The organism is Faecalibacterium sp. AM43-5AT (assembly GCF_003603345.1).
Taxonomy (GTDB): Bacteria; Bacillota; Clostridia; order Oscillospirales; family Ruminococcaceae; genus Faecalibacterium; species Faecalibacterium taiwanense.
In genome coordinates this window covers 158018-182767 of the sequence record NZ_QVGZ01000005.1, presented here as the reverse complement: position 1 = coordinate 182767, position 24750 = coordinate 158018, and the positions used below count along the sequence as shown (strand labels likewise).

21 protein-coding genes and 2 pseudogenes are annotated in these 24750 nt (G+C 55.7%); 17 read left to right on the top strand and 6 right to left on the bottom strand.

Features of this window, described 5'->3' with window-relative positions; translation table 11 throughout:
• Positions 1-697 precede the first annotated feature (697 nt).
• Positions 698-1780, top strand: coding sequence for a LacI family DNA-binding transcriptional regulator (locus DW937_RS08620; protein WP_097776312.1), 1083 nt, complete (start codon positions 698-700; stop codon positions 1778-1780).
• Between the two features lie 244 nt (positions 1781-2024).
• On the opposite strand, the gene DW937_RS08615 is transcribed toward DW937_RS08620, so the two are convergent.
• Positions 2025-3149, bottom strand: coding sequence for an enolase C-terminal domain-like protein (locus DW937_RS08615; RefSeq protein ID WP_097776313.1), 1125 nt, complete (start codon positions 3147-3149; stop codon positions 2025-2027).
• A gap of 409 nt (positions 3150-3558) precedes the next feature.
• Between DW937_RS08615 and dctP the strand changes: the two genes are divergently transcribed.
• The 16 genes and pseudogenes from dctP to DW937_RS08535 all read left to right on the top strand — a co-directional run bounded on the left by dctP (position 3559) and on the right by DW937_RS08535 (position 19265).
• A complete protein-coding gene (gene dctP / locus DW937_RS08610) occupies positions 3559-4656 on the top strand; it encodes a TRAP transporter substrate-binding protein DctP (RefSeq protein ID WP_120120661.1) in 1098 nt (365 codons plus the stop codon).
• A gap of 92 nt (positions 4657-4748) precedes the next feature.
• On the top strand, positions 4749-5237 hold the full coding sequence (locus DW937_RS08605; protein WP_097776315.1) for a TRAP transporter small permease: 489 nt from the start codon (positions 4749-4751) through the stop codon (positions 5235-5237).
• A complete protein-coding gene (locus DW937_RS08600; RefSeq protein WP_120120660.1) occupies positions 5238-6539 on the top strand; it encodes a TRAP transporter large permease in 1302 nt (433 codons plus the stop codon).
• Between the two features lie 6 nt (positions 6540-6545).
• Positions 6546-7295: an alpha/beta hydrolase gene (locus tag DW937_RS08595; RefSeq protein WP_120120667.1), complete on the top strand. Its 750-nt coding sequence runs from the start codon at positions 6546-6548 to the stop codon at positions 7293-7295.
• A gap of 6 nt (positions 7296-7301) precedes the next feature.
• Positions 7302-8015, top strand: a complete 714-nt coding sequence (locus DW937_RS08590; RefSeq protein WP_120120659.1) for an RraA family protein — start codon at positions 7302-7304, stop codon at positions 8013-8015.
• A gap of 1 nt (position 8016) precedes the next feature.
• Positions 8017-8352: a UxaA family hydrolase gene (locus DW937_RS08585; protein ID WP_120120658.1), complete on the top strand. Its 336-nt coding sequence runs from the start codon at positions 8017-8019 to the stop codon at positions 8350-8352.
• A 15-nt stretch (positions 8353-8367) separates the two neighbouring features.
• Complete coding sequence (locus DW937_RS08580) at positions 8368-9594, top strand: UxaA family hydrolase (RefSeq protein WP_120120657.1); 1227 nt, start codon at positions 8368-8370, stop codon at positions 9592-9594.
• Between the two features lie 14 nt (positions 9595-9608).
• Entirely contained in the window at positions 9609-10409 is an 801-nt protein-coding gene (locus DW937_RS08575; RefSeq protein ID WP_207666639.1) for an SDR family NAD(P)-dependent oxidoreductase, read from the top strand.
• Between the two features lie 58 nt (positions 10410-10467).
• Positions 10468-11880: a glucuronate isomerase gene (gene uxaC / locus DW937_RS08570; protein ID WP_120120656.1), complete on the top strand. Its 1413-nt coding sequence runs from the start codon at positions 10468-10470 to the stop codon at positions 11878-11880.
• A 15-nt stretch (positions 11881-11895) separates the two neighbouring features.
• The gene (locus DW937_RS08565; protein ID WP_120120655.1) at positions 11896-12645 is read left to right on the top strand and encodes an SDR family oxidoreductase; all 750 of its coding nucleotides are present in this window, start codon (positions 11896-11898) and stop codon (positions 12643-12645) included.
• Between the two features lie 269 nt (positions 12646-12914).
• A pseudogene (locus tag DW937_RS15045) lies at positions 12915-14094 on the top strand (recombinase family protein).
• A 13-nt stretch (positions 14095-14107) separates the two neighbouring features.
• Positions 14108-14233 (top strand): annotated as a pseudogene (locus DW937_RS15200) (DUF6061 family protein); the annotation flags it as partial.
• Positions 14234-14401: 168 nt separating this feature from the next.
• Positions 14402-15739 carry a potassium transporter TrkG gene (locus DW937_RS08550; protein ID WP_005943337.1) on the top strand — a complete coding sequence of 446 codons (1338 nt, stop codon included), beginning with the start codon at positions 14402-14404 and terminating at the stop codon, positions 15737-15739.
• Between the two features lie 11 nt (positions 15740-15750).
• Positions 15751-16398 carry a TrkA family potassium uptake protein gene (locus tag DW937_RS08545; protein ID WP_097776324.1) on the top strand — a complete coding sequence of 216 codons (648 nt, stop codon included), beginning with the start codon at positions 15751-15753 and terminating at the stop codon, positions 16396-16398.
• A gap of 190 nt (positions 16399-16588) precedes the next feature.
• Positions 16589-18562: a DUF4118 domain-containing protein gene (locus DW937_RS08540; RefSeq protein WP_120120654.1), complete on the top strand. Its 1974-nt coding sequence runs from the start codon at positions 16589-16591 to the stop codon at positions 18560-18562.
• Positions 18555-19265 (top strand): response regulator transcription factor, encoded by a 711-nt coding sequence (locus DW937_RS08535; protein ID WP_118526881.1) that lies wholly within the window; start codon positions 18555-18557, stop codon positions 19263-19265. Before DW937_RS08540 ends, DW937_RS08535 begins: the two co-directional genes overlap by 8 nt.
• A 312-nt stretch (positions 19266-19577) precedes the next feature.
• On the opposite strand, the gene DW937_RS08530 is transcribed toward DW937_RS08535, so the two are convergent.
• The 5 genes from DW937_RS08530 to DW937_RS08510 all read right to left on the bottom strand — a co-directional run bounded on the left by DW937_RS08530 (position 19578) and on the right by DW937_RS08510 (position 24530).
• Positions 19578-20300: an ABC transporter ATP-binding protein gene (locus tag DW937_RS08530; RefSeq protein ID WP_120120653.1), complete on the bottom strand. Its 723-nt coding sequence runs from the start codon at positions 20298-20300 to the stop codon at positions 19578-19580.
• Positions 20293-21135 carry an ABC transporter ATP-binding protein gene (locus tag DW937_RS08525; RefSeq protein WP_120120652.1) on the bottom strand — a complete coding sequence of 281 codons (843 nt, stop codon included), beginning with the start codon at positions 21133-21135 and terminating at the stop codon, positions 20293-20295. The genes DW937_RS08530 and DW937_RS08525 overlap by 8 nt, the downstream gene beginning before the upstream one ends.
• Positions 21132-22286, bottom strand: a complete 1155-nt coding sequence (locus DW937_RS08520; RefSeq protein ID WP_243111448.1) for a branched-chain amino acid ABC transporter permease — start codon at positions 22284-22286, stop codon at positions 21132-21134. The genes DW937_RS08525 and DW937_RS08520 overlap by 4 nt, the downstream gene beginning before the upstream one ends.
• A 5-nt stretch (positions 22287-22291) precedes the next feature.
• On the bottom strand, positions 22292-23170 hold the full coding sequence (locus tag DW937_RS08515) for a branched-chain amino acid ABC transporter permease (protein WP_120020460.1): 879 nt from the start codon (positions 23168-23170) through the stop codon (positions 22292-22294).
• A 145-nt stretch (positions 23171-23315) separates the two neighbouring features.
• Complete coding sequence (locus tag DW937_RS08510; RefSeq protein ID WP_120120650.1) at positions 23316-24530, bottom strand: ABC transporter substrate-binding protein; 1215 nt, start codon at positions 24528-24530, stop codon at positions 23316-23318.
• Between the last annotated feature and the right edge of the window lie 220 nt (positions 24531-24750).

Here is a 24750-nt window from a genome sequence, read left to right as displayed (position 1 = left end):
AAGAATTGAAAATTTGTGGCCACGGGACGGTTCTTGCCCTCTACCGCTGCGCTTAAAATGCATTTTCAACAAATGTTTCCGAATTGTTAAGACGCAAAAATAAGTAGAGGTGATGCTGCTCATGCAAGGGGTCACCGTTTGCTCCGAACGAAGTTCCTGCCCCTGTTTATGCAGCGGCGTTGACAAAAAGCCGGTATCACGTTCGGACGGCTCATGCGGTTGTCAAGGTGCAACTTTCCAGAAAAGAAAAATACCGCCACGCAGTACAGGCAAAGAATTTTGTCGGGGTGAAACGGCGGCAAAATGATCGGGTGTGTTGCGGGGCGGTACGTTCTTTCTGGGCAGTCATCCGCTGAAAGCGGTGGTTATCACGGTGAGAACCACCACTTTTCGGCAGGATTTGGAATAAAGGGTAGCATGGAAGTGTGGGTGCGTCAAGAGAGTTTTGCAAAATTTATCGTGATAAAGCAATGATGGTAGAGCTTATACCCTCGAAACTTGGATAAAGGCACAAACACCATTTGATTATGAATAAAGTACCATGAAGAAAAGTTTGATTGGTTTGTTCCTTTTGTAAGTCACAATAATAGCGGATATTACTGTAGCTGTTGAACGCTTTTGCTTGATTGTTGGAAAAAGTGCGATATAATGAGTACAACCGATTCATAATTGTGAGCAGGGAACAAAGGAATTCCGCATGAACAAGAAAATCACGATCCGTGACGTTGCGCAGGCAGCAGGCGTTTCTATCAGTACAGTGCATCAGGCCCTGAACGACAAACCGGGCGTCAGCGATGCCACGCGGGAACACATCCGCATGATCGCCGACAATCTGGGCTACCGGCCCAACAAGATGGCTTCCGGCCTAAAGCGCCGCACCCAGCACATCGCTGTGCTGCTGCCAGATGAGAGCGGCCACAACCGCTTCTATTACCCGCCTCTGTGGCAGGGCGTGCGGGACTATCTGAAAAGCTCGGAAGACCTGAACGTGGAGTGCCGGGAATTCCGCTTTCCGAATGAAGTTGACCCGGCTTCCTCCGGCGCGGTGGAGCAGGTGCGCGCCCTGCTGGCAGAAGACAAACTGGACGGCCTGCTGACGGTGGGCCATCTGGAAGCACTGAGCCGGCAGGAGTGGCAGCATGTCCGCGACAGCGGTGTGGCGGTGGTGCAGGTGGGTTTCAGCAACCCGCAGTCGGCACCGCTGTGCAGCGTACAGCCGAACTACGAGGTCATCGGGCGGACAATGGCCGAGCTGATCTTCAGCCATATTCCTGTGTTCGGCAGCGTGGTGCTCTGCGCGGGCAGCCCGAAATGGGAGCAGCACGCCCGCATCGTGCAGGGCTTTGAGGATTACATGCAGGAGAACGGTGCGCAGAACCGCATCTATCTGGATCACTCCTGCTATATCAGCCCGGAGGCGCAGGCATCCATCCTGCATCTGCTGGAAAAGCCGGACGTTGCAGCCTGCTGCAGCGTGCTTTCGCAGAGCAGCGTGATGCTGGCGCAGGCGCTGCAGCAGTGCGGCAAGGCTGGCCGGATCTTTGCAGTGGGCAGCGATGTGTTTGCGGAAAACATGACGGCCTTGCAGGACAAAGTACTCAACAATCTGGTGCAGAAAAACCCCTATGCACAGGGATACCTGGGCATCAAGACACTGGTGGAGTATCTGGTGCAGGGCAAAGCGCCGGAGCAGAATACCATCTATGTTGGCTCCGAGGTGGTATTCCGCAGCAATGCCGTAATGTATGACAGCGGCAACTTCCGGGGGCTTCTGATTTAAAACAGAATGCAAACGAAAAGGGGCTGCTGCACAAGCTCCAACAAAAAGACCAGAGTTATTTAGCAAAAAGGCTTTACAACTCTGGTCTTTTGCTTTAACGTTGACAGTACGAAATGAAACGGATAAAGCAGGAAAAAGGGCTGCTGCACTGGCTTATATCCTTGTGCAACAGTCCTTTTTCCATGGAGATAATGGGGTAAATGGGAGAGAAAAATGAGCAGGTAAGAAAATAGCGATTTGCAGATCAGCCCTTATACTCGAGCTTACGGTAGCTGCGGCAGCTCTTCTCGATGAGATCCCAGTCTAGCTCGGCGCCGACGCCGGGGCCCTGCGGCACATGGATGATGCCGTGCTCATCGATGGGCAGCTTGCCCTTCATGGGCAAGGTATAGTTCTCTTCGGGCACAAAGTACTCAAAGTATTCGCAGTTCTTGATGGCGCAGCTGACATGCAGGTTGACCAGATCCATGTAGTTCATGGTGGTGGTGTGGATTTCGCAGTTCAGGCCGAAGGCTTCGGCCAGATGGGCGATCTTCAGTGTGCCGGTGATGCCGTCCTTCCAGCTGACATCCGCGCGGACGATGTCGGCGGCGTGCTGGGCGATGACCTGCGCCACGCCCCAGTGGCAACCGCGGGTGGTCTCGGTGGCAGCAATGGGAATATCCAGCGTGCGGCACAGCTCGGTGTATTTGTACAGTTCAAAGTCGCGAAAAGGCTCTTCGAACCACTTATAGTTCAGCTTTTCCAGCTGGCGGCCAACGGTAACGGCCTCGTTCAGGGTATAGTCGCCCACCGGGTCGCTCATCAGCAGGTAATCGGGGCCGACAGCATCGCGGATAGCCTGATGCACTTCCATGTCAAAGCTGACCGGTCCGCCCGGATGTGCCTTGTAGCCGGGGATGCCTTTGCTCTGGTAGTACAGGGCTTCGTCCACGTATTCCTTGACTGTGCCGTGGAAGTTGCCGCTGGCGTAGACCGGCAGGCTGTCGCGGCAGGCACCGATATACTTATAAAGAGGCAGGCCGGCTTCCTTGGCGCAGATATCCCACAGGGCCACATCCACCGGGCCGGGCAGGAACACCGGGAAAAACGCTTCGTGGCGGTCGATGGTCCACAGCTCCTGGAAGATGGCCTCGCGGTCATGGGGATCACGGCCCAGCACCACGGGACCGATGCTCTCCTGCAGGTAGGCTTCGCTCACAGCGCCGCTGCGGGCAGCCATACAGGTGGCAACGCCTTCAATGCCGGTATCGGTGGTCAGCTTGATGGCGATCACATCCCAGCCCATCTTAGCGCCGCCCTGACGCTTTTCGTCAAACAGGCAGCGGCCGCGCTCGACCCACCATGTCTCGAATTTGGTAATAATCATCAAAAGCACCTCTTTCTTTTTGGTACGGTGTGAGGGAAGAGAAATTCTTGGCCGAATCTTTGCTTTGTGGCAAAGAATCTTTAACGTTATAACGTTGATAAAAAATGCGAAACGTTTTGTATAATTATAATTCAAACATCAAAAAAAGTAAAGATGCTTCGGATTTTCGGAAAGAAAATCGGCACTTCGCAAAAACGGTTTTGATAAAAATTGTGCTATGTGTCAAAAATAAAGGCGAAACAGACGAAAAAATCTAAAAAATATTGACCTTGCGGTGGGAACGTGTTAAGATATTGACAATGAAAACTACAAAAACGTTTTTTGTAGCAGGGCGCGGCGAGGCACGAGGACGCTGCACCCACCCCGGTTCCACACACGATTTCAAAAGAGAGAAAAAAGGAGATTTCTTATGAAAAAGGCAATTTCTCGTCGTGACTTCCTGAAGGTCGTTGGTGTTTCTGCGACTGCTCTGGGCCTGACCGCATGCGGCGGTTCTTCCGCTTCTACCGCAGCCTCTTCCACCGCTGCTTCTTCTGCAGCGGGCGCAGGTGAGGGCGGCTCCGGCAACGACTTCACCCTGACCTGGAACGAGGTCAACGGTGAGGACTACGGCGCAACCGTGGGCGCACACACCTTTGCCGAGAAGATTGAAGAACTGTCCGGCGGCCACATCAAGATCGACCTGTATATCAACGGCACTCTGGGTTCCGAGGCAGAGTCCATGCAGGGCATCCAGATGGGCACTCTGGATATTTTCCGCGGCAACGCTTCCTCCCTGCCCAATTACGGTGCGGAACTGATCGGCACCACCGGCCTGCCTTACGTCTTCAAGGACATGGCACAGTTTGAGGATGTTGCCGAGAGCAGCCTGGGCGACGAGCTGCTGCAGAGCGTCGAGGATGCAAACTGCGGCTACGTGGCTCTGGGCTGGCTGGTCGAAGGCCCCCGCAGCCTGTTCATCACCCCGAAGGTCTACGATCGTCTTGGCAAACCCGATGCCTTCACGCTGGACAAGATGAAAGGCCTGAAGGTTCGCGTTCCCGAGACTGACCTGATGATCAGCACCATGGATGCTCTGGGAGCTTCCGCCACCGCAATCGCTTACTCGGAGCTGTATACCTCCCTGCAGTCCGGCGTCGTCGATGCCGCCGAGAACGGTGTCACTTCTTACATGAGCAACAGCTTCAACGAGGTCGCGCCCTACTTTATCGCCGATGCGCACACCTTCGGCTGCGGTGTCATCCTGATGAACGCCGACAAGTGGAACAGCTTCAACGACACCGAGAAGGGTTGGATCAAGGAAGCTGCTCTGGCAGCCCGCGCATCCTGCTACGAATACAATGAGAAGCAGGAGCAGGCATGCTACGATTCCTTCGGCGAAAAGGGCATCACCCTGCTGGAAGTTCCCGACATCGAGAAGTGGCAGGAAGCCTGCGCACCCCTGTACGAGAAGGAAAGCACCGAGGCACAGGATATCATCGCAAAGATCCAGGGCGGCAACTACTAAAAGTCTGCTCAGATCGATCCGGTACGAGCATTCCCCGCTGCCGACAGCGGCAGCGGGGAATTTTGGAAAAAGCAAAAATTAAGGAGCCGATTATGGACAAATTCAGAGCCGTGTGGGAAAAGGTCGACACCGCACTGTTCCAGATTCTGCGTCATATCTGCGCAGCGATCCTGGGTGCACTGGTGGCTGTGGTCTTTTACATCTTCTTCGGACGCTATGTGATGCACAACTCTCCCATGTGGGGCGAGCCGTTCTCCCTGCTGTGCCTGGTGTGGCTGAGCCTGCTGGGCAGCGTGCTGGTGGTGCGCAAGAACGAGCATCTGGCCGTGACCATGTTTGACGAAAAGCTGGGCAAGACCGGTGTGTTCCTCACCGACATCCTGTCTACTGTCTGCGTGGTGGGCTTTTCCATCTTCCTGATCGTGTACGGCATCAAGCTGGCACAGCAGGGCGCAAACAACAACATGGCCGGCATCAATGTGCCGTATTCCTTCATGTACAGCGCACTGCCCGTGACCGGCGTGCTGAACATCTTTGCCGTGCTGGGCCACTGGGTACTGGGTCGAAAGGAGAGCAAGTAAATGTCGACTGCAACGATCGCAACCATCCTGCTGCTGGGCGTATTCCTGGTGCTGGTGTTTCTCCGTGTGCCGGTGGTCTACGCCATCGGTGTAGCCTCTCTGCTGGACTTCTTCTATCTGAACATCAACCCCATGCAGATGGCTCTGAAATTTGTCAGTAACCTGAACTCTTATACCCTGCTGGCCGTGCCCTTCTTCATCCTGATGGGTGAGCTGATGAGCGCCGGCGGCATCACCGATACCCTGATCGCTTTCTCAAAGGAACTTGTCGGCTGGATGCGCGGCGGTGCTGCCATGGTCAACGTGGTGGCCTCCTTCTTCTTCGGCGGCATCTCCGGCTCTTCTTCTGCCGACTGTGCCTCTCTGGGCCCCATCGAGATCAAGATGATGGAAGAGCAGGGCTATGACCGCGAGTTCTCCACCTGCCTGACCATGGCGTCCTCCGTGGAAGGCATTCTGGTTCCCCCCTCTCAGAACATGGTCATCTTCACTCTGGCTGCTGCCGGCGTCACCACCGTTTCCATCGGCCAGCTGTTCGTGGCCGGCTACATGCCCGGCGCTGTGCTGAGCATCGTGCTGATGATCTACTCCTACTACTACTCCAAGAAGATGAACATCCCGGTCACCGGAAAGTTCAACCTGAAGAACTGCATCAAGGCGTTCTTCAAGGCCATCTGGGGCATGCTGGCTGTTATGTTCGTGGTCGTCGGCGTTATCGCCGGTGTCTTTACCACCACCGAGTCCGCCGCTGCTGCCGTTGTGTGGTCGCTGTGCGTCGGCCTGTTCATCTACAAGGGCTTCTCCTTCAAGGATATCCCCCACATCTTTGCAAACGTAGTGGAGACTCTGGGTAAGGTGCTGATCCTGCTGGGCGTGTCCGGTGCATTCACCTACCTGCTGACCTACCTGCGCATCCCCACCATGATTGCTACCGGTCTGTTCTCCATCACCAGCAACAAGATCATCATCCTGATCCTGCTCAACATCCTGATGCTGTTCCTGGGCTGCCTGATCGAGATGGCCTGCCTGATCCTGATGCTGACCCCCGTCATCCTGCCTATCTGGATGCAGCTGGGTCTGTCCCCCATCCATCTGGGCATCGTCATGGTGCTGAACCTCGGCATCGGCCTGCTGACCCCGCCGGTCGGCTCCACCCTGTTCATCGGTTCCGCCATTTCCGGCATCAAGATCGAGACTCTGTCCAAGAAGATGGTGCCCTTCTATATCACCATGTTCATCGCGCTGATCATCCTGACCTACTTCCCGCAGACCTTTATGTGGCTGCCCAATCTGCTGTACTGATTGCCGATGGAAACAGTAAAACTGCCGCTGGGGGCACGGCTCTGGTTTGCAGATGCCCCTGAAGACCCCAAAGGCATCGTGCTCATCTGCCCGGGCGGCGGTTACCAGTGGCTCTCGCCGCGTGAGGCCGAGCCGGTGGCCAACGCCTTTACCGCAGGCGGCTGGGCGGCGGCGGTGGTGTACTACACCGTCCGCGAAACGCCTGCGCAGCCCCCGCTGGGCACCCTGCCGGTGCGGCAGCTGGGCGAAGCGGTGCAGGCTGCAAAGCAGCGCTGCCCGGCACTGCCGGTGCTGGTGTGCGGCTTTTCGGCCGGCGGCCATCTGGCCGCAAGCCTCGGCGTGCACTGGAAGGAGCTGGGGCTGCCCCGCCCCGACGGCATGATCCTGGGCTACCCGGTGATCACCGCCGGAAAGTACGCCCACCGCGGCAGTATCCAAAATCTGGCCGGTTCGGACGATCCGGGCTGGTATTCGCTGGAAACGCAGATCACGGCAGATACGCCGCCTGCCTTCTTCTGGCATACCGTCACCGACTCGGAAGTGCCGGTGCAGAACAGCCTGCTTCTGGCAGGTGCGCTGAGCGCGGCCGGTGTGCGCTACGAAATGCATCTTTACCCCCGCGGAGTGCATGGCCTGAGCCTGGCAACGCCTGAAGTGGACGAACCGGCAAAACACCGCCTTGCAGACCCGCACATTGCCGGCTGGTTTGGGCAGTGCCTGGAATGGCTGGATACCCTGAGAACAATAAAGGAGTGACTTCCCATGGCTATGTGGAAAAACGACGACGAAATGTTCGCCCTGATGAAAGAAAAGCTGTATACCCCTGTGGTGGGCGATATTCTGGACCAGATGGGTTATAAGCACCAGTTCCTGCCTGCTTCCATCCGTCCGCTGGCAGCACAGGTGCCCACGGCACCCTACATCCTGCCCGGGGAGACCGAGGACAAGCGCCTGAAGGTGGCCGGCTATGCCTGCACCGTGCTGGAGAACGATGTCTTTGAGTACCCCGAGGATAAGCCGTTTGGCTATATGACCGAGGCGCTGGACGATCTGAAACCCAACGAGATCTACATTGCCACCGGTGCGCACAACAGCGCCCTGTGGGGCGAGCTGCTCACCGCCTGCGGCAAGGCCCGCGGCGCTGTGGGCGCTGTGCTGGACGGCTATACCCGCGATACCCCCAAGGTCATTGAGCAGAACTTCCCGGTGTTCTGCTCCGGCACCTGGGCACAGGATTCTTCCGTCCGTACCTATGTGTTCAAGTGGCGCTGCCCCATCGAGATCGGACAGGTCACCATCCACAACGGCGATATCGTGTTTGGCGACATCGACGGTGTGCTCATCATCCCGAAGAACGTCGCCCCCGAAGTGATCGAGAAGGCGCTGGTCAAGGCCAGTACCGAAAAGACCATGCGCAAGGCCATTGAGGACGGCATGATGGTCACCGATGCCTTTGCCAAGTTCGGAGTGCTGTAACATGGACGAAAAGCAGAACGCCTTTCAGATCGACCTTGCGGACAATGTGGCAACCGCCCTGACACCGCTGGTGCCCGGTTCTGTGGAGCTGCGCGGCGATGCCTGTGCTCCGGAGGTGCAGGCCACCACCGAAGTGCCGGTGGGCCACAAAATTGCCCTGCGGGATATCCGCAGCGGCGAGGACATCGTGAAGTACGGCGTCGTCATCGGTCGCGCAACGACGGATATCCCGGCGGGCAGCTGGGTACATCTGCACGTGATGCGCAGCGTGTACGACCAGCGTTCCAGCCATCTGGATGTCCGGACCGGTGCGCCCAAGGATACAAAATACGAGTAAAGGAGAGGCTTTTTTATGGATTGGAATGAACTGCAAAGCCTCACCTGGCCCGGCTACGCCCGCAAAAACGGCGCAAAAGGCATCCGGAACCGGGTGCTGGTGATCTATACGGTCAAGTGCGCCGAGTTTGTGGCCCAGCAGATCGTGGCAAAAAGCGGCAGCGCCGAGGTGGAGCTGCTGGGGTTCGACGGCTGCACCGATAATCAGTATGCCGTCAACCTGCTCATCAGCTTTATCCGCCACCCCAACGTGGGCGCGGTGCTGGCGGTGGGCCTTGGCTGTGAATATGTCCAGCCGGAATGGCTGTCCAAGATCGCGGACGAAGAAGGCAAGCCCACCAGCTGGATGTTCATCCAGAACGAGGGCGGCACCCAACCTACCGTCCGCAAGGGCGTGGAGTGGGTGCAGAGCGCACTCAAAGAGCTGGAGAACACCCCCCGCGTGGACATGTCGGTGAAGGATCTGGTCATCGGCGCAGAGTGCGGCGGCAGCGACTACACCAGCGGTCTTGCCGGCAACGTCGTGGTCGGCCGCTTCTATGACTGGCTGGTGGATCAGGGCGGCACCGCGATCTTTGAAGAGATCGTGGAAGCCATCGGTCTGGATCACCTGCTGCTCAAACGCGCCGCCTCGGAGCAGGCGGCAAAGGAGCTGCGCTATACCTATGATAAGGCGCTGGACTATTGCCGCAGTGTGCGACAGTATTCGGTCAGCCCCGGCAACTTTGCGGGCGGCCTGTCCACCATTGAAGAAAAGAGCATGGGTGCCGTCATCAAGAGCGGCTCCCGGCCCATTCAGGGCGTCATCAAGGTGTCCTGCCCGGCACCCCACCCGGGCCTGTGGCTGCTGGATTCCACCCCGGACCCCTACTGGATGCAGTTCGGCATCACCAACCCCAATGACAACGAAGGTCTGATGGACCTTGCCAGCTGCGGTGCCCACATCGTGTTCCTCGTCACCGGACGCGGCAATGTGGTGGGCAGCGCCGTGGCACCATGCATCAAGATCACCGGCAACGGTGCGACCTATGCCCGGATGGAAGGGGACATGGACTTCAACGCCAACCCCGTGCTGAAGGGCGAGTGCACCCAGAACGAGCTGGCTCGCCGCCTGACCGAGCTGGTGGTAAAAACTGCCGCCGGTCAGCCCACCAAGAGCGAAGCCCAGGGACACCACGAGTTCTTTGTACCGTATAAATATCAGGAAAAGCAGGTCGCTTTCAAGCGCGCCTGCGAAGAATGAGGAGGGCTGTTTCCATGGCAGCATTTACCGAAGAACAGATGAAGGAGTTCAGCATCAAGAACTGGTACGACCTGTCCGGCCAGGTGGCTGTTGTCACCGGCGGTGCAACGGGTCTGGGCCTTGCCATTACCCGGTGCCTTGTTTCCGCAGGCGCAAAGGTGGCCGTTGTGGCTTCCCGCGCTCCTGAGCTGGTGGCCGATACTCTGGCAGAGTTTGGCGGCAAGGCTGTGTACTATCAGTTCAATATCACCGATACCGACCACGCTCAGGAACTGGCCGATAAGATCACCGCCGAGCAGGGCCCCGTGAGCATCCTTGTGAACAACGCAGGCAACCATTGCAAGAAGTTTATCTGGGATATGACCGTGGACGACTACAAGCGCGTTCTGGATGTGCATCTGGTGGGTGCATTCGCACTGACCAAGGCTTTTGTTCCCCAGATGAAGGAGCAGGGTCATGGCCGCATCATCTTCCAGGCCAGCATGACCAGCTATATCGGCCAGCCCCAGGTGGCAGGCTACTCCACCGCAAAGGCCGGCTATCTGGGCCTGATCCACACCCTGACCGCTGAACTGGCCGAGTACGGCATCACCGTCAACGCCATTGCTCCGGGCTGGATCGACACCCCCATGTTCCACAAAGCTACCGACAACGACCCGCCGCGTCTGGCCAAGATCATGGGCCGCATCCCCGCCAAGAGCGTGGGCGACCCTATGGATGTCGGCATGTGTGCAGCGTTCCTGTGCAGTGACGCAGCCCGCTACATCAGCGGCACCTGCATCCCCGTGGATGGCGGTGCCCTGATCGGCTTCTGATGAAAACACGCCCACCCATCCGGAACAGACGGGTGGGCATTTTTGGAGGATATCTGGTATGAATAACCGTTTCAGCGAAGAACTTTTCCTCACAAATGAGGCGGGTAAGATGCTCTATCATAAGTATGCAGAGCATATGCCCATCATCGACTATCACTGCCATCTGCAGCCCTCCGAGATCGCGGAGAACAAGGAGTTTGAGGATCTGGGCGAGATGTGGCTGCGGGGCGACCACTACAAGTGGCGCTGCATGCGCACCTTCGGCATCGACGAAAAGTATATCACCGGCGATGCCAGCTACTACGAAAAGTACATGAAGTTTGCCCAGATCCTGCCCCAGCTGGTGGGCAACCCCATCTACATCTGGTGCGCACTGGAGCTGAAGCGCTATTTTGACATCGACGAGCCACTGACCGCTGCTAATGCGCAGGAGATCTACGACCGTACCAAGAAGCTCATCACCGAAAAGCACATGACCCGCCGCTGGTGCATGGAGCACAGCAATGTGCGTCTGGTGTCCACCACGGAGGATCCCATCGACGATCTGCGCTATCACAAGGCGCTGAACGAAGAAAAGATGTTCACCCGTGTGATCACGGCGTTCCGCCCGGACAAGGCCATGTTCTGCACCAATGCAGATTTCGCAGCCTATCTGGACAAGCTGTCTGCAGCCGCCCAGCAGCCCATCGGCAGCTTTGCCGACATGCTCGGTGCGCTGGAAAAGCGCCTGCAGTATTTCCAGCAGGTCACCGGCACCACGGTCAGCGACGACGGCATCCCCTACTTCAACTGGGCCGATTACACCCCTGCCGAGGTGGAGGGTATCTTTGCCAAGGCCCGCAGCGGCGGCAAGCTGACCCGGCACGAGATCGACCAGTACCAGAGCGCCTTCCTGTTTGAGATGGCCCGCATCTACAACCGCAATCACTACGTCATGCAGCTGCACATCGGCACCTATCTGGATGCCAACACCAGCCATGTGAAGAGCGTGGGTCAGTCCACCGGGTTTGACTGCTGCGACGATGCCGCTCCGGTCAAGGGCGTGGGCGAACTGCTGAACAACCTGACCACCATCGGCGAGCTGCCCAAGACCATCCTCTACCCGCTGGACGGCACCAAGATCGAGACCTGGGCCATTCTGGCTGCAGGCTTCTGCGATAACGGCACCAAGGCCAAAGTCCAGCTGGGCGCACCCTGGTGGTTCAACGATCAGGCTTTCGGCATCCAGCGCCAGTTCGAGGCCTGCGCCAACCTCTACCCCGTGTCGCTGTCCGTGGGTATGCTCACCGACAGCCGAAGCTTCATCTCCTACCCCCGCCACGAGCTGTACCGCCGTGTGCTGTGCAGCTATCTGGGCAGCCTGGTGGAGCGCGGAGAGTACTTCTCCGGCGAGGAAGAGCTGAAAAAGACCATTGAGAATGTCTGCTTCAACAATGTCAACGAGTTCTTTGACTTCAATGTCGAGATCTGATAGGAGGAGAGCACTATGGCAGATCTGAAAGGAAAAGCCGGTATCGTCACCGGCGGCAGCAGCGGCATCGGGTTCCAGATCGCGAATGTGCTGGCCGAGGCCGGCGCAACGGTCTATGTCATCAGTCGTACCGGAAAGCCCAAAGAGGGCGTGGGTGAAAGCGCCCCCGGTGTCGTACACCTGAAAGGCGATGTGGGCGACGTAGAGGCCATGAAGGTCATGGTCGCAGACCTTGCCGCAAAGCACGGCGGCTGCCTTGATTTTCTGGTCAACAACGCCGGTGTCAGCTTCAAGTGCCGCGCCGAGGACTTCCCCATGGAGCAGTTTGACAACATCATGAACGTGAACGTCAAGTACCTGTTCGAGATGAGCGTTGTCTGCTATCCCTATTTGAAAAAGAGTGCCGACAAGGGCCGCATCATCAACATTACCAGCATGAGCGCCCATCTGGGCTTCAGCGAAGTGGTGCCCTACTGCACCAGCAAGGGCGCTGTGCTGGCCATGACCCGCGCACTGGCTGTGGAGTGGGCACAGGACAACATCACCGTCAACAGCATTGCTCCGGGCTGGTTCCGCAGCAAGATGAACGAGCAGGTGGTGGATGCCGCCCGCGAGCAGAAGATCCTGAACCGGATGCCGCTGCACGCATACGGCGACACCCGCGATCTGGGCAAGATGGCCGAGTTCCTGGTGGGCGACGGTGCATCCTACATCACCGGACAGGATTTTGCTGTCGATGGCGGAGCACTGGCCTTTGGTTATTGATTCCTTGGTTTAGTTCAGGATATAATTGGCTGGAGGAGGTAATAGAGAAGCCAGAGCAACCGCGATGGAAAAACTCTTCAGCGAGAATCTGTAAATGAGAAAGGCCCATCTGTCTGCTGCAACGACGAGCATAGCAGACAGGTGGGCCTTTTTTCAGAACAGGGGATTTTTCTATTACATTATTCCGCAAAATATGGTATATCATTATACGAAGCAAAATTTTGAATGAACGCTCCACCGTTCATTGATGTAAAAGAGAGGTGTCTGCCATGACTGCCGTGATCTACGCTCGTTATTCCACTGACAACCAGCGAGAAGAATCCATCGAAGGCCAGATTCGTGAATGCACTGCCTATGCGGAGAAGAACGGCTTTAAAGGCGCACAACATTAAGAATTCGATGGGCGGGGAGATGTCCTACAATACGATTCAGCGGATGCTGAGTAATCGCCGGTATATCGGCGAATTGCGCTCGCGGGATGTGGTACAGCCCAATGCGATCCCGGCTCTCGTGTCAGAGGATTTGTTCAACAAGGTGCAGGAAAAGCTGGCAAAAAATAAGAAGGCCCCTGCCCGTCATAAGGCAGAGGAAAGCTATCTGCTCACTACCAAGCTGCACTGTGGTTGCTGCGGTGCTCTGATGTTTGGTGAAAGCGGCACGAGTCGGACGGGAGAAGTCTATCGCTATTATAAATGTGCCACCGCCAAAAAGAAGAAGGGTTGCAAGAAGAAAACCATCCGCAAACAGTGGCTGGAAGATTTGGTGGTCAACCAGACCATGCAGCTTGTGCGGGACGATGCCGCCATGGAATCCATCATCGCCAAGGTCATGGAACTGCAAGACCGGGAGAATACCAATCTTCCTCTTTATGAAAAGCAGCTCCGGGATGCGGAATCGGGTATCCAGAATATGCTCAATGCGATTCAAGCTGGAATCCTCACCAGCTCCACCAAGGAGCGGCTAGAGCAGCTCGAAGAAACCAAGCGTGAGCTTGAAGCTCGCATTGCGGAAGAAAAGCTGGCAAAACCCAAAATCAAAGAGGAATTTATCCGCTTCAATCGCAAGGGCAGGTTTGGAATACTGTTCTAACCGGCATATTTTGCGATATGCAATCCAACGATGTTGCAAACGCTTAAAAAGTTGGATTGCGATGGCTGATGCGCTTCCGCAAGTTGGACATGAGCCTGAAAGACCAGCGGCAGGCATTGGTGGATACGTTCATCAATGCGATTTACCTGTATGATGATAAGGTTCTCATCACCTTTATTTAACTATAAAGAAGGTACACAGACCATCACATTTGAGGAAGCGGCAGAAGCTGCTTCAAAGGGAAATGGTTCGGATTTGGATTGCATTCCTGCACCACAAAAAAGACAGCTTTTGATAGCTGTCTTTTTTGTTTTACATGACCGTTTCCCTTTAGTAGTAACCGCGGATAAGAGGACTTGAACAGGGCGGCGGCGCACAGCGGTCTGAACTGGACTATCTCATCTACAATGACCCGCTGGGCTACGCGGATTTGATTCTGAATGGCGACCCGGAGGAATACTTGAAGAATGCGGCCGGGAGCCACGGGCTAGAAATCTGAATGAATGCTGGACATTACCGCTTTTTTGAGCTGGTGATGTCCAGCATTTATTATTTGGTGTTGATCGATCAATTTTAATGGAATCTTTATATTTCTACAATTTTCTTTACGGCTCTTTTATCTATTCCATGCTAATCTTTATGCACACGGATAGGTAAAGGAGCTTTTATGATTCAATATCCTCGTTACAAGCGGCACCGTTTTTCTTCTTTTCAGGTCATTATTGCAGGTTTTGCGGCAGTCGATCTGGTGGGCGCATTGCTTCTGATGCTCCCAATCGCTGCACAGCAGCGGTGCGTTACACCGTTCCATGAGGCACTGTTTACCTCCACCTCCGCCCTTTGTGTGACCGGCCTTGTGGTACAGGATACTGGCAGCTACTGGTCGGCATTCGGGCAGAGCGTGATCCTTCTTCTAATCCAGATCGGAGGATTGGGTGTCATTACGGTGGGCGCTGCCTTTGCGCTGCTTTCCGGGCGAAAGATCTCCCTCAAGCAGCGCAGCACGATGCAGGAAGCTACGGCTGCCCCGCAGATGGGCGGCATCGTGCGGCTGACAGGCTTTATTCTGCGGATCACCGCCCTGTTTGAATTGGCCGGTGCTGCACTGCTGCTGCCGACATTTTGCGCCGATTATGGTTTGCGCGGGATCTGGTATGCGTTGTTTCATTCCATTTCGGCGTTCTGCAATGCCGGCTTTGACCTGCTGGGAACAGAGGGTGCAAAATTTGTTTCGCTGACACGGTATGCAGGTAACCCATTGCTTACCACAGTGATCGCGGCACTGATCGTCTTTGGCGGACTTGGCTTTCTGACATGGGAGGACATTTGTACATATCGCCTTGATTTTCACCGTTACCGGATGCAGAGCAAGGTGATCCTTGTCACAACGGCATTTCTTCTAGTATTGCCGACGCTGTACTTTTATTGCTTCGAGTTCACGGCAGGCTCTGCCCGGCAGCGCATTTTATTGTCGATGTTTCAATCCGTTACTCCCCGTACTGCCGGTTTTAACACCGCCGATCTTGCTGCGATGGGCAGCACTTCACAGGCGTTGATGGTGGTTCTGATGCTGTTGGGCGGTTCGCCCGGCTCTACGGCAGGCGGCATGAAAACCACAACATTTGCCGTTCTGCTGGCCAATATGTGGGCGACCTTCCGCCGCAGAGAAGATGCCGAATTTTTCGGGCGGCGCATAGATGGTTCCGCGGTCAAGAATGCTGCCACCATCGCAGGAATGTATTTGACGCTGTTCTTTCTCGGAGCCTTTGTCATTGCTGCAGCAGAGCAGCTGCCGATGTCGGTCTGTCTGTATGAGACTGCTTCGGCTGTGGCAACGGTGGGTCTGACATTGGGCATCACGCCGCAATTGGGCATCCTTTCGCAGGGGGTGCTGATCGCACTGATGTTTTTGGGACGTGTTGGCGGATTGACGTTGATCTATGCGGCATTTGGCAGCAGCCCTGCCCACTCTCGTCTGCCGCAGGAGAAGATCGCAATCGGATAAAGGAGACAAGTATGAAATCGATTCTTTTGATTGGGCTTGGCCGTTTTGGCCGCCATATTGCGCAGGAACTGAATGAGCTGGGTCATCAGGTCATGGCGATCGACAGCAACGAAGACCGTGTGAACGCCGTGCTTTCCTATGTGACGAATGCTCAGATCGGTGACAGCACCAGCGAATACTTTCTGCGCTCCCTTGGTGTTGGCAATTTTGATGTGTGTATCGTAACCATCGGCGGCAATTTTCAAAGCTCACTGGAAACAACATCGCTGCTCAAGGAGCTGGGCGCAAAGCTTGTGGTCTCGCGTGCAGAGCGGGATGTACAAGCCAAGTTCCTGCTGCGCAACGGTGCGGATGAAGTGGTCTACCCGGAAAAGCAGCTGGCAAAGTGGGCGGCGATCCGATACAGCTCCGAACACATTCTGGATTATATCGAGCTGCAGGACGACCACGCCATCATGGAAGTGACCATTCCGCCGGAATGGACGGATCGCACGATCGGTGAGATCAATATCCGAAAAAAGTATAACATCAATATTCTTGCGCTGAAAAAAGACGGAAAGCTTGATATGAACATCACGCCGGATACGCAGCTGTGCCGGGATGAAAGTATGCTGGTTTTGGGAAAATACGCATCGATCCAGAAGTGTTTCCGGCTTTAAAAAGGATAGGACGGATCATATGGATGTCGTTTTGTTGTTGATGGTTCTTGGAGTCATGTTGAGTGGTTTTTGGGCAGCAGATGCGCTGGATCACATACGGAAGGAGATCCTTCGACAGGAAGGAAAAAGACGTGGCTGGTGGTCGTGATCATCAAATTGTGCTATACTGTGGGCAAGGCAGGTGATTTTTATGAATCAGAACGACCCACCCACTGAACATATTCTGGCGTGTCTGTCGTCCTCTCCCTCCAATGCAAAGATCGTGCGGACGGCAGCAACGATGGCAAAGGCATTCGGTGGGACCTTTACAGCTCTGTATGTCCGGACTCCGGATTCGGATCAGATGGGACAAGAAGATCGTCGGCGTTTGCAGCAGCACATTCGTATGGCAGAGCAGGCGGGTGCCGACATCTCTACGATCTACGGAGATGACATTCCGCAGCAGATCGCAGAGTTTGCCCGCATCTCCGGCATTACAAAAATCGTACTGGGGCGCTCCAGCGTACATCGCCGCCATTTCTGGAGTGGACCGTCACTGACTGAAAAATTGACGCTGACTGCACCCAATCTGGATATTTATATCATCCCGGATGCAGCAGTGGAGCAGGATTACGGCTCTGGCAGAAGGCTGTTTGCCCGTTCCATCGTCCCATCGTTCCGTGACCTGCTGATTACGGCAGGGATTCTAGCCTGCATCACGGTGATCGGCTTTTTGTTCCTGCAACTGGACTTTGCGCGCTACAATATCATTATGTTCTACATGTTGGGTGTTTTGCTCACGGCTCTTACAACATCTGGCTATTCCTGCGGCGTTTTGGGTTCGATCGCCAGCGTTGCGCTCTATAACTTCTTCCTGACGGAGCCAAGACTGACATTCCATGCCTATGATCCGGGGTATCAAATCACCTTTGTGCTGATGCTGACTTCTGCCATCGTCACCTGTACGCTGACGACCCGGTTGAAAGATCAGGCAAAAATGTCTGCACAGGCGGCGTTTCGGACGAAGGTGCTGTTTGATACCAGCCAGCTTTTGCAGAAAGCGACCAACGAAGACGAAATTTTATCCCTGACGGCAGCGCAGCTTACCAAACTGCTAAACCGGAATCTGATCGTGTATCCAGAGCAGGATGGTTCTCTTGGACAGGGGCAAATTTTTAACACAGTGGAAGAAAGCAGCCGACTCAGTTTTGATTCTGCGCCGGAACGCAGTGCCGCTGAGTGGTGCTTTGCAAATAAGAAGCGTTCGGGTGCATCAACGGATTACTGTACCGATGCAAAAGGACTGTACCTTGCGATTCGTACAGGCAGCGGTGTGTTTGGTGTTATCGGCATCGACCTGTCGGAACGCTCCATGGATGCGTTTGAAAACAGCGTCCTGCTGTCGATCCTTGGTGAATGCGCATTGGCAGTGGAAAACCGTCGCATTGCGCTGGAAAAAGAACGAGCTACCATGCAGGCGCAGAATGAACAGCTTCGGGCAAACCTGCTGCGCACGATCTCGCATGATCTGCGCACCCCGCTGACCTCCATTTCCGGCAATGCCAGCAATCTGCTTTCCAACGGAGAAACGCTGGATGCAGAGACCCGGAACAAGATCTGCACCGATATTTTTGATGATGCACAATGGCTGATCGGTCTGGTGGAAAATCTGCTTTCCATCACCCGCATTGAGGATGGCCGGATGAATCTGCAGATCTCACCGCAGCTGATGGACGAAATGATCGAAGAAGCTCTGCATCATGTCAACCGGAAAAGCTGCGAACACACCATCACAACACAGTGTGGGGACGAGATCCTCCTGGTCAATGTGGATGCACGGCTGATCATGCAGGTCGTTGTCAATCTGGTGGATAACGCCATCAAATATACCCCTGTGGGCTCGGTCATTCGGATTTCGGCTTACCGGAAAGACCATCAGGTCGTAGTGGAAGTTGCAGATAACGGCCCCGGTATTCCGGATCGCGCAAAAGCACAGGTGTTCGAGATGTTTTATACCGGGCAGAGCCGTATTGCAGATAGCCACCGCAGCCTTGGCTTGGGCTTGCCCCTCTGCCGTGCGATCCTGACGGCTCACGGCGGAACATTGACCCTGTGTGACAACATTCCCAATGGCAGTGTCTTTTCCTTTGCATTGCCACAAAGTGAGGTGAACATTCATGAATAAGCCGTCCATTCTGGTCGTAGAGGATGATGTTCCGGTACGGTGTCTGATCACAACGACTCTGAAGACCCACGGCTATAAATATCTGACTGCTTCCAATGGGGAAACGGCGATCATGATGGCCACCAGCCACAATCCGGACATCATGCTGCTGGATCTTGGACTGCCCGATATAGACGGCATCGAGGTCATCCGCAGCGTCCGCACGTGGTCGAACCTGCCCATCATCGTCCTGAGTGCCCGGAGCGAAGATTCTGATAAGATCGAAGCACTGGACAACGGCGCAGACGATTATCTGACAAAGCCGTTTTCCGTGGACGAGCTGCTGGCAAGACTGCGTGTAACGCAGCGCCGATTGAATCTGTTGGCTTCTGACGGCATAAACAGTCCGGTTTTTGTCAATGGTCCTTTGAAGATCGACTTCTCGGCCGGGTGCGTCTGGCTGGGTGAGAATGAATTGCATCTGACCCCCATCGAGTACAAACTGCTGTGTGTGCTGGCGCATAATGTGGGCAAAGTGCTGACGCATACATCCATCACACAGCAAATATGGGGAAGCACGCAGGAAAATGATATTGCCTCCTTGCGTGTTTATATGGCAGCCCTGCGCAAAAAACTGGAACGATGCCCGAATGCGCCGCATCTGATCCAGACCCATGTTGGTGTCGGATACCGGATGCTTCGTGTGGAAAACGATGAAGCATAGTAAAAAAACAGGGTGCGCCCCCGAATAGAACGCACCCTGAAAAATCCATATACGATAGCGATATGTACAACAGGGAGTTCCCCAGCGGGAACTTCCTGTTTTTCGTTGTTTGCATGATGAGCCTGTTCCGCTGTTTATAAGATGCCTGTCTTTGGCCTGAACAATTTGCACAAAGAAATAGCGCAAAATCAGAAACCCGGAACCCTTTTTGAACCATTTTGGCCCCGAAAAGGTTCCGGGTTTTATGCGTTATTTTTTCATGGAGCTGTTTTGCAGCAGCCCCTCTCTGCCGTTAGCGGTTCTTATAAAGTTTCAGGTGCGGTCAACGCGCTTTTTGCCGAGGTATGCGGCCTTGACCTGTTCATTGGTCAGCAATTCAGCACCCGTGCCGGAAAGGGTCAGGGTACCGGTCTCCAGCACATAGGCATAATCGGCCACCTTCAGGGCCATGTTGGCGTTCTGCTCATTCAGCAGCACGGTGATGCCCTGCTGGTTCACGGTGCGGATGATATCAAAAATCTCCCGCACCACGATGGGCGCAAGGCCAAGGCTCGGCTCGTCCAGCATGAGCAGCTTCGGCTTGCTCATCAGGGCGCGGCCCACGGCCAGCATCTGCTGCTCGCCGCCGGAAAGGGTGCCGGCGCTCTGCCAGCTGCGCTCCTTCAGACGGGGGAACAGACTGTACACCCATTCAAGGTCTTTCTCGGTTTCGGCCTTATCCTTGCGCAGGTATGCGCCGATCTTCAGATTTTCCAGCACAGTCAGGTCGGCAAACACCCGGCGGCCCTCCGGCGACATGGCAATGCCGCTGGAAACGATCTGGTCGATGGGCTTGCCCAGCAGTTCCTGCCCGTTCCACAAAATGGAGCCGCTCTGTGCCTTTACAAGGCCGGAAATGGTGCGCATCAGGGTGGACTTGCCTGCGCCGTTGGCACCGATCAGGGTAACGATCTTGCTGTCCGGCACGTTCAGCGACACACCGCGCAAGGCCTGAATGCCGCCATAGGAAACATGTAAACCCTTGATCTCAAGCATCTTCGTCCACCCCCAGATAAGCGTCGATCACCCGCGGGTCGTTCTGCACCTCGGCGGGCGTACCCTCGGCGATCAAGCGGCCAAAGTCCAGCACATAGACCCGGTCGGAAATATCCATCACCAGATCCATGTGGTGCTCGATCATGAACACGGTCAGTCTGAAATCGGTGCGGATGCGGTCAATAAAGGCGGTCAGTTCTTCGGTCTCCTGCGGGTTCATACCGGCAGCAGGCTCATCCAGCAGCAGCAGCTTCGGCTCGGTGGCAAGCGCGCGCGCGATCTCCACCCGACGCTGCAGGCCGTAGGGCAGGCCGGTAGCCAGTTCATTGCGCACATCCTCAAGTCCCAGCACATGCAGCAGGTTTTCGCACTCCTCGCGCTGGCGCTTTTCCTCGTCTGCGTTCAGCCGGAAGGTGGCGCTCAGCAGGTTGGCCGAGCGACGGCAGTGCTTGGCGATGAGCACGTTCTCAAACACGGTCTGGCTCTTCCATAGACGGATATTCTGGAAGGTGCGGGCAATACCCATCTGGGTGATCTTATCGGGCGTGGGGGCGATCATGTGGGAATACCTGCCCGCGTTCTGGCCCTTATAGAGCTTTTTCATCTTGCCGTGGGGCGTGTTCTCAATGATCTTGCGTCCCTCGAACCACACCGCGCCGTTGGTGGGCGCATACACGCCGGTGACAACGTTGAACGCGGTGGTCTTGCCGGCACCGTTGGGGCCGATGAGGGAGACGATCTGATCTTTATCCACCTTCAGGTTCAGATTGTCCACAGCCACCACGCCGCCAAACTGCATCGTGGCGTTTTCAATGGTCAATACGTTTTCACTCATTTGGAACGCGCCTCCTTTTTGGCAGCTTTTGCAGTGGATGCGGGCTTTTTCTGGAACAATTCACGGTCGCCCATGATGCCCTTGCGGAAGAACAGCACCACCGCCATAATGATGATGCTGAACACCACCATGCGGAAGCCGGAACGCAGCAGCGGCACACGGAAGCCGCCGATCCAGGTCTCGTTGTCGAGGAAGCGCAGCAGCCATTCGGAGCTGGCGATGAACAGGAAGGACGCGATGATGGAACCGGACACCGAGCCAATGCCGCCAATGACCACGATCAGCAGGATCTCGTAGGTCATGCTGGATTTGAAGGTGGTGGCCTGCACGCTGGCCTGATACATGGCAAGCATTGCGCCGGAGATACCGGCAAAGAAGCTGCTGATGATAAAGCTCATGCGCTTGTGGCTGGCAAGGTTGATGCCCATGGCTTCGGCAGCGATCTCGTCATCACGGATGGCTTTGAAGGCACGGCCATAGGTGGAGTTGATGAGCAGCAGAATGATGGCGATGCACACGCCGGAGAAGAGGAAGGGCATCACGGTTTCCAGATGCAGGGTCGTGCCGCCCAGCGAAAGGTTGAAGCTGGCAAAGCTGGTAAAGCCGTACAGAAGGTTGGAGCCGTTGGTCAGCGGGCCAAAGCCCTCGTAAACCACGGCGGCACGGATGATCTCGGCAAAGCCCAGTGTAGCAATGGCAAGATAGTCGCTCTTGAGCTTCAGCACCGGCAGGCCGATGAGGAAGGCGAACAGCGCTGCGATAAAACCGGCCAGGATCAGGCAGAACACAACACCCAGCAGCAGGCCGAAGCCGCCCAGAGGTTTGGAGAGCAGTTCCGGGATGGAGAAGCCGATGCCGCCGTTTGCATAGCGCTGATAGATGGACTTCTGCGAAGCGGCGGGAATGGTGAGGATGGCGTAGGTGTAGGCACCCAGCAGCATAAAGCCTGCCTGACCCAGACTGAACAGGCCGGTAAAGCCGTTCAGCAGGTTCATGGAGACAGCCACCAGTGCATAGATGGCACCCTTGCGCAGCACGGTGAGCAGCATGGAGGGCACAAAGCTCAGGTTATCCAGTGCCAGCAGCACCACCAGCAGAGCGGCCAGCGCCAGTGCGGCCCGGAGATAGATGCATTTTTTCTCTTGTTTCATGGTCATCACACTTTCTCGGTCAGGTTTTCACTGAACAGGCCGGTAGGCTTGACGGCCAGCACCACGATCAGCAGTGCAAAGGTGAACGCATCACTGAAGGTGGTAGCGCCTGCACCTTTAATAAGGCTCTCGCAGATGCCGATGATGAAGCCGCCGATCACCGCACCGGGAATGGAGCCGATGCCGCCGAACACCGCAGCCACAAAGGCTTTCAGGCCGGGCATGGCACCCACAGTGGGGGTGACTGCCGTGTAGTTGGAAAAATACATCATGGAACCGATGGCCGCAAGGAAGCTGCCCACCGCAAAGGTAAAGGAGATGATATTGTTGATCTTGATGCCCATGAGCTGGGCGGTCTCAAAATCGCGGGAAGCGGCGCGCATGGCCATGCCGATCTTGGTCTTCTGGATCAGGGTAACAAGCGCTGCCACCAGCACAATGACGAGGAACGGCGTTACCACCGTCACCCGCTTGGTCTGGCAGCCCAGCACCGTGACGGTGTCGCTGATCCACGGCAGAGCAGGGTACTGCTTGGCCAGACCGCCGGTGACATACCACATCGAGTTCTGCAAAAGGTAGGACATGCCGATCGCGGAGATCATTACCGACATGCGCGGCGCAGTGCGCAGGGGCTTGTAGGCGATCTTTTCCACTGTGATACCCAGCAGTACCGTTGCCACCACCACCAGCGGGATGGAAATGGTCAGCGGAAGGGAAGCAGTAGCGTACACCATCAGAAAACCGGCTACGGTAAAGATATCGCCGTGGGCAAAGTTGATCAGGCGCAGGATGCCGTACACCATTGTGTAGCCAATGGCGATCAATGCATACTGGCCGCCCACCGAGATACCTGCCAGCAAATAGGGCAGAAACTTTGCAGCCATAAGGGGGACCCTCCATTTCTTACAACTTTTAATAAAATAAACTCCTCCAGTCACCTCCGGTGACAGCCCCCTCCCAGAGGGGGCCAAACCTGCCGGAAGGCTACAAAAAGGCTCCCTCGTTGACTGAGGGAGTTTAAAGTTTTGTTCAGCCTTCCACGCTCTGAGTCTTGACGAACTCAAATGCGCCGTCGGCAGCTTTCTTGATGTAAGCCATATCCTTGTTGGCATCACCGGTGGTCTGGTCAAAGGTGATGCTGCCGGTCACGCCGTCATAGTTTACGCCGTACAGAGCATCGCGGATGGCGGTGCCGTCGGTGCTGCCTGCTGCCTTGATGGCTTCCAGAGCCACCATGTAGCCGTCGTAGCCCAGTGCAGAAACAGCTGCCACGATGTCATTGCCGCCGTTGTTGGTCAGCTTCTGGCTGTCGGCGTTCAGCCACTCCTTAAAGCCGGTCACGAACTCCTTGGCTGCGCCGGAATCATCGTTCTCATCAAAGAAGGTGGAGCAATACACCTGCACGCTGGTGCCCTTCTGGGCATCCAGAATAACGCTGGACTCCCATGTGTCGCCTGCGGTAATGGGTTTGTCAAAGCCTGCAGAAGCAGCCTGTGTGATGATCTGGGCTGCGTAGGTGGTAGCGCAGGGAGCAAAGATCACATCTGCACCGGCGTTGATGGCGTTCTGGATGTAGGCGGAGAAGTCCGAGGTGCCCTCGGGGAACTGCTCGCTGGTAACAGTGCCGCCCAGATCCTCAAAAGCGTTGACGAAGTAGGTGGCCAGACCGGAGCCGTAGTCCTCGCCCAGCATGCTCAGCACGTAGGCGTTGGCAGCACTGAACTCATCCTTTGCAAAGTTTGCCATGACCGAGCCCTGGAACGGGTCAAGGAAGCAGACACGGAAGTAGTAGGGGTTGGCCTCGGTCACGGCGGGGTTGGTGCAGGAGCAGCCAATGGCCGGGATGGAAGCGGACTGGAAGGTGGGAGCGGCTGCAATGGAAACACCGGAGCCGTAGCTGCCCAGCACGATGGAGACTTTCTTGGAGACCAGCTCCTGTGCAGCAGTCACGGCCTTATCGGTGCTGGACTGGTTATCCACTTCCACCAGCTCCACGTTATAGGTCTCACCGCCGATCTCCACAGTGGGAGCAAGGCTGTTGGCATACTCGACACCCAGCACTTCCTGCTTGCCGCCTGCGCCGTTATCACCGGAAGCCGGTTCAAACACGCCGATCTTAATGGTCTTGTCGCCTGCAGAAGAGCCGCTTGCGGAACCGCCAGAAGAAGAGCAGCCTGCCAAAGCTGCTGCTGCGGTGATGCCTGCCGCTTTCAGGAAATCACGACGAGAAATGAATGCTTTCATAAGAATTGCCTCCTCTATTATTTCTTAACACTTCCCCAGATAAAACAAGAAAAACCCGCAACGGCGCAGTGATCCTCAGATCCTGCATCGTTGCGGGTTTCTTAGCATTGTTTTAGCACATGAAAAGGAACTTGTCTAGGCTGAATTTGAATTTTTTTTATTTTCGTCAGATGATAAAAAGAAACTGTACTTGAACAGCGTGCATTTTGGGCGGTTTTGA

What these genes read in the sequence shown, in the direction of transcription:
- uxaC (WP_120120656.1), top strand. Translation starts at nt 10,468, where the DNA reads ATGAATAACCGTTTCAGCGAAGAACTTTTCCTCACAAATGAGGCGGGT.
- DW937_RS08545 (WP_097776324.1), top strand. Translation starts at nt 15,751, where the DNA reads ATGAAATCGATTCTTTTGATTGGGCTTGGCCGTTTTGGCCGCCATATT.
- DW937_RS08530 (WP_120120653.1), bottom strand. Translation starts at nt 20,300, where the DNA reads ATGCTTGAGATCAAGGGTTTACATGTTTCCTATGGCGGCATTCAGGCC.
- DW937_RS08620 (WP_097776312.1), top strand. Translation starts at nt 698, where the DNA reads ATGAACAAGAAAATCACGATCCGTGACGTTGCGCAGGCAGCAGGCGTT.
- DW937_RS08565 (WP_120120655.1), top strand. Translation starts at nt 11,896, where the DNA reads ATGGCAGATCTGAAAGGAAAAGCCGGTATCGTCACCGGCGGCAGCAGC.
- DW937_RS08535 (WP_118526881.1), top strand. Translation starts at nt 18,555, where the DNA reads ATGAATAAGCCGTCCATTCTGGTCGTAGAGGATGATGTTCCGGTACGG.
- DW937_RS08585 (WP_120120658.1), top strand. Translation starts at nt 8,017, where the DNA reads ATGGACGAAAAGCAGAACGCCTTTCAGATCGACCTTGCGGACAATGTG.
- DW937_RS08600 (WP_120120660.1), top strand. Translation starts at nt 5,238, where the DNA reads ATGTCGACTGCAACGATCGCAACCATCCTGCTGCTGGGCGTATTCCTG.
- DW937_RS08525 (WP_120120652.1), bottom strand. Translation starts at nt 21,135, where the DNA reads ATGAGTGAAAACGTATTGACCATTGAAAACGCCACGATGCAGTTTGGC.
- DW937_RS08550 (WP_005943337.1), top strand. Translation starts at nt 14,402, where the DNA reads ATGATTCAATATCCTCGTTACAAGCGGCACCGTTTTTCTTCTTTTCAG.
- DW937_RS08575 (WP_207666639.1), top strand. Translation starts at nt 9,609, where the DNA reads ATGGCAGCATTTACCGAAGAACAGATGAAGGAGTTCAGCATCAAGAAC.
- DW937_RS08605 (WP_097776315.1), top strand. Translation starts at nt 4,749, where the DNA reads ATGGACAAATTCAGAGCCGTGTGGGAAAAGGTCGACACCGCACTGTTC.
- DW937_RS08540 (WP_120120654.1), top strand. Translation starts at nt 16,589, where the DNA reads ATGAATCAGAACGACCCACCCACTGAACATATTCTGGCGTGTCTGTCG.
- DW937_RS08510 (WP_120120650.1), bottom strand. Translation starts at nt 24,530, where the DNA reads ATGAAAGCATTCATTTCTCGTCGTGATTTCCTGAAAGCGGCAGGCATC.
- dctP (WP_120120661.1), top strand. Translation starts at nt 3,559, where the DNA reads ATGAAAAAGGCAATTTCTCGTCGTGACTTCCTGAAGGTCGTTGGTGTT.
- DW937_RS08595 (WP_120120667.1), top strand. Translation starts at nt 6,546, where the DNA reads ATGGAAACAGTAAAACTGCCGCTGGGGGCACGGCTCTGGTTTGCAGAT.
- DW937_RS08615 (WP_097776313.1), bottom strand. Translation starts at nt 3,149, where the DNA reads ATGATTATTACCAAATTCGAGACATGGTGGGTCGAGCGCGGCCGCTGC.
- DW937_RS08590 (WP_120120659.1), top strand. Translation starts at nt 7,302, where the DNA reads ATGGCTATGTGGAAAAACGACGACGAAATGTTCGCCCTGATGAAAGAA.
- DW937_RS08515 (WP_120020460.1), bottom strand. Translation starts at nt 23,170, where the DNA reads ATGGCTGCAAAGTTTCTGCCCTATTTGCTGGCAGGTATCTCGGTGGGC.
- DW937_RS08580 (WP_120120657.1), top strand. Translation starts at nt 8,368, where the DNA reads ATGGATTGGAATGAACTGCAAAGCCTCACCTGGCCCGGCTACGCCCGC.
- DW937_RS08520 (WP_243111448.1), bottom strand. Translation starts at nt 22,286, where the DNA reads ATGAAACAAGAGAAAAAATGCATCTATCTCCGGGCCGCACTGGCGCTG.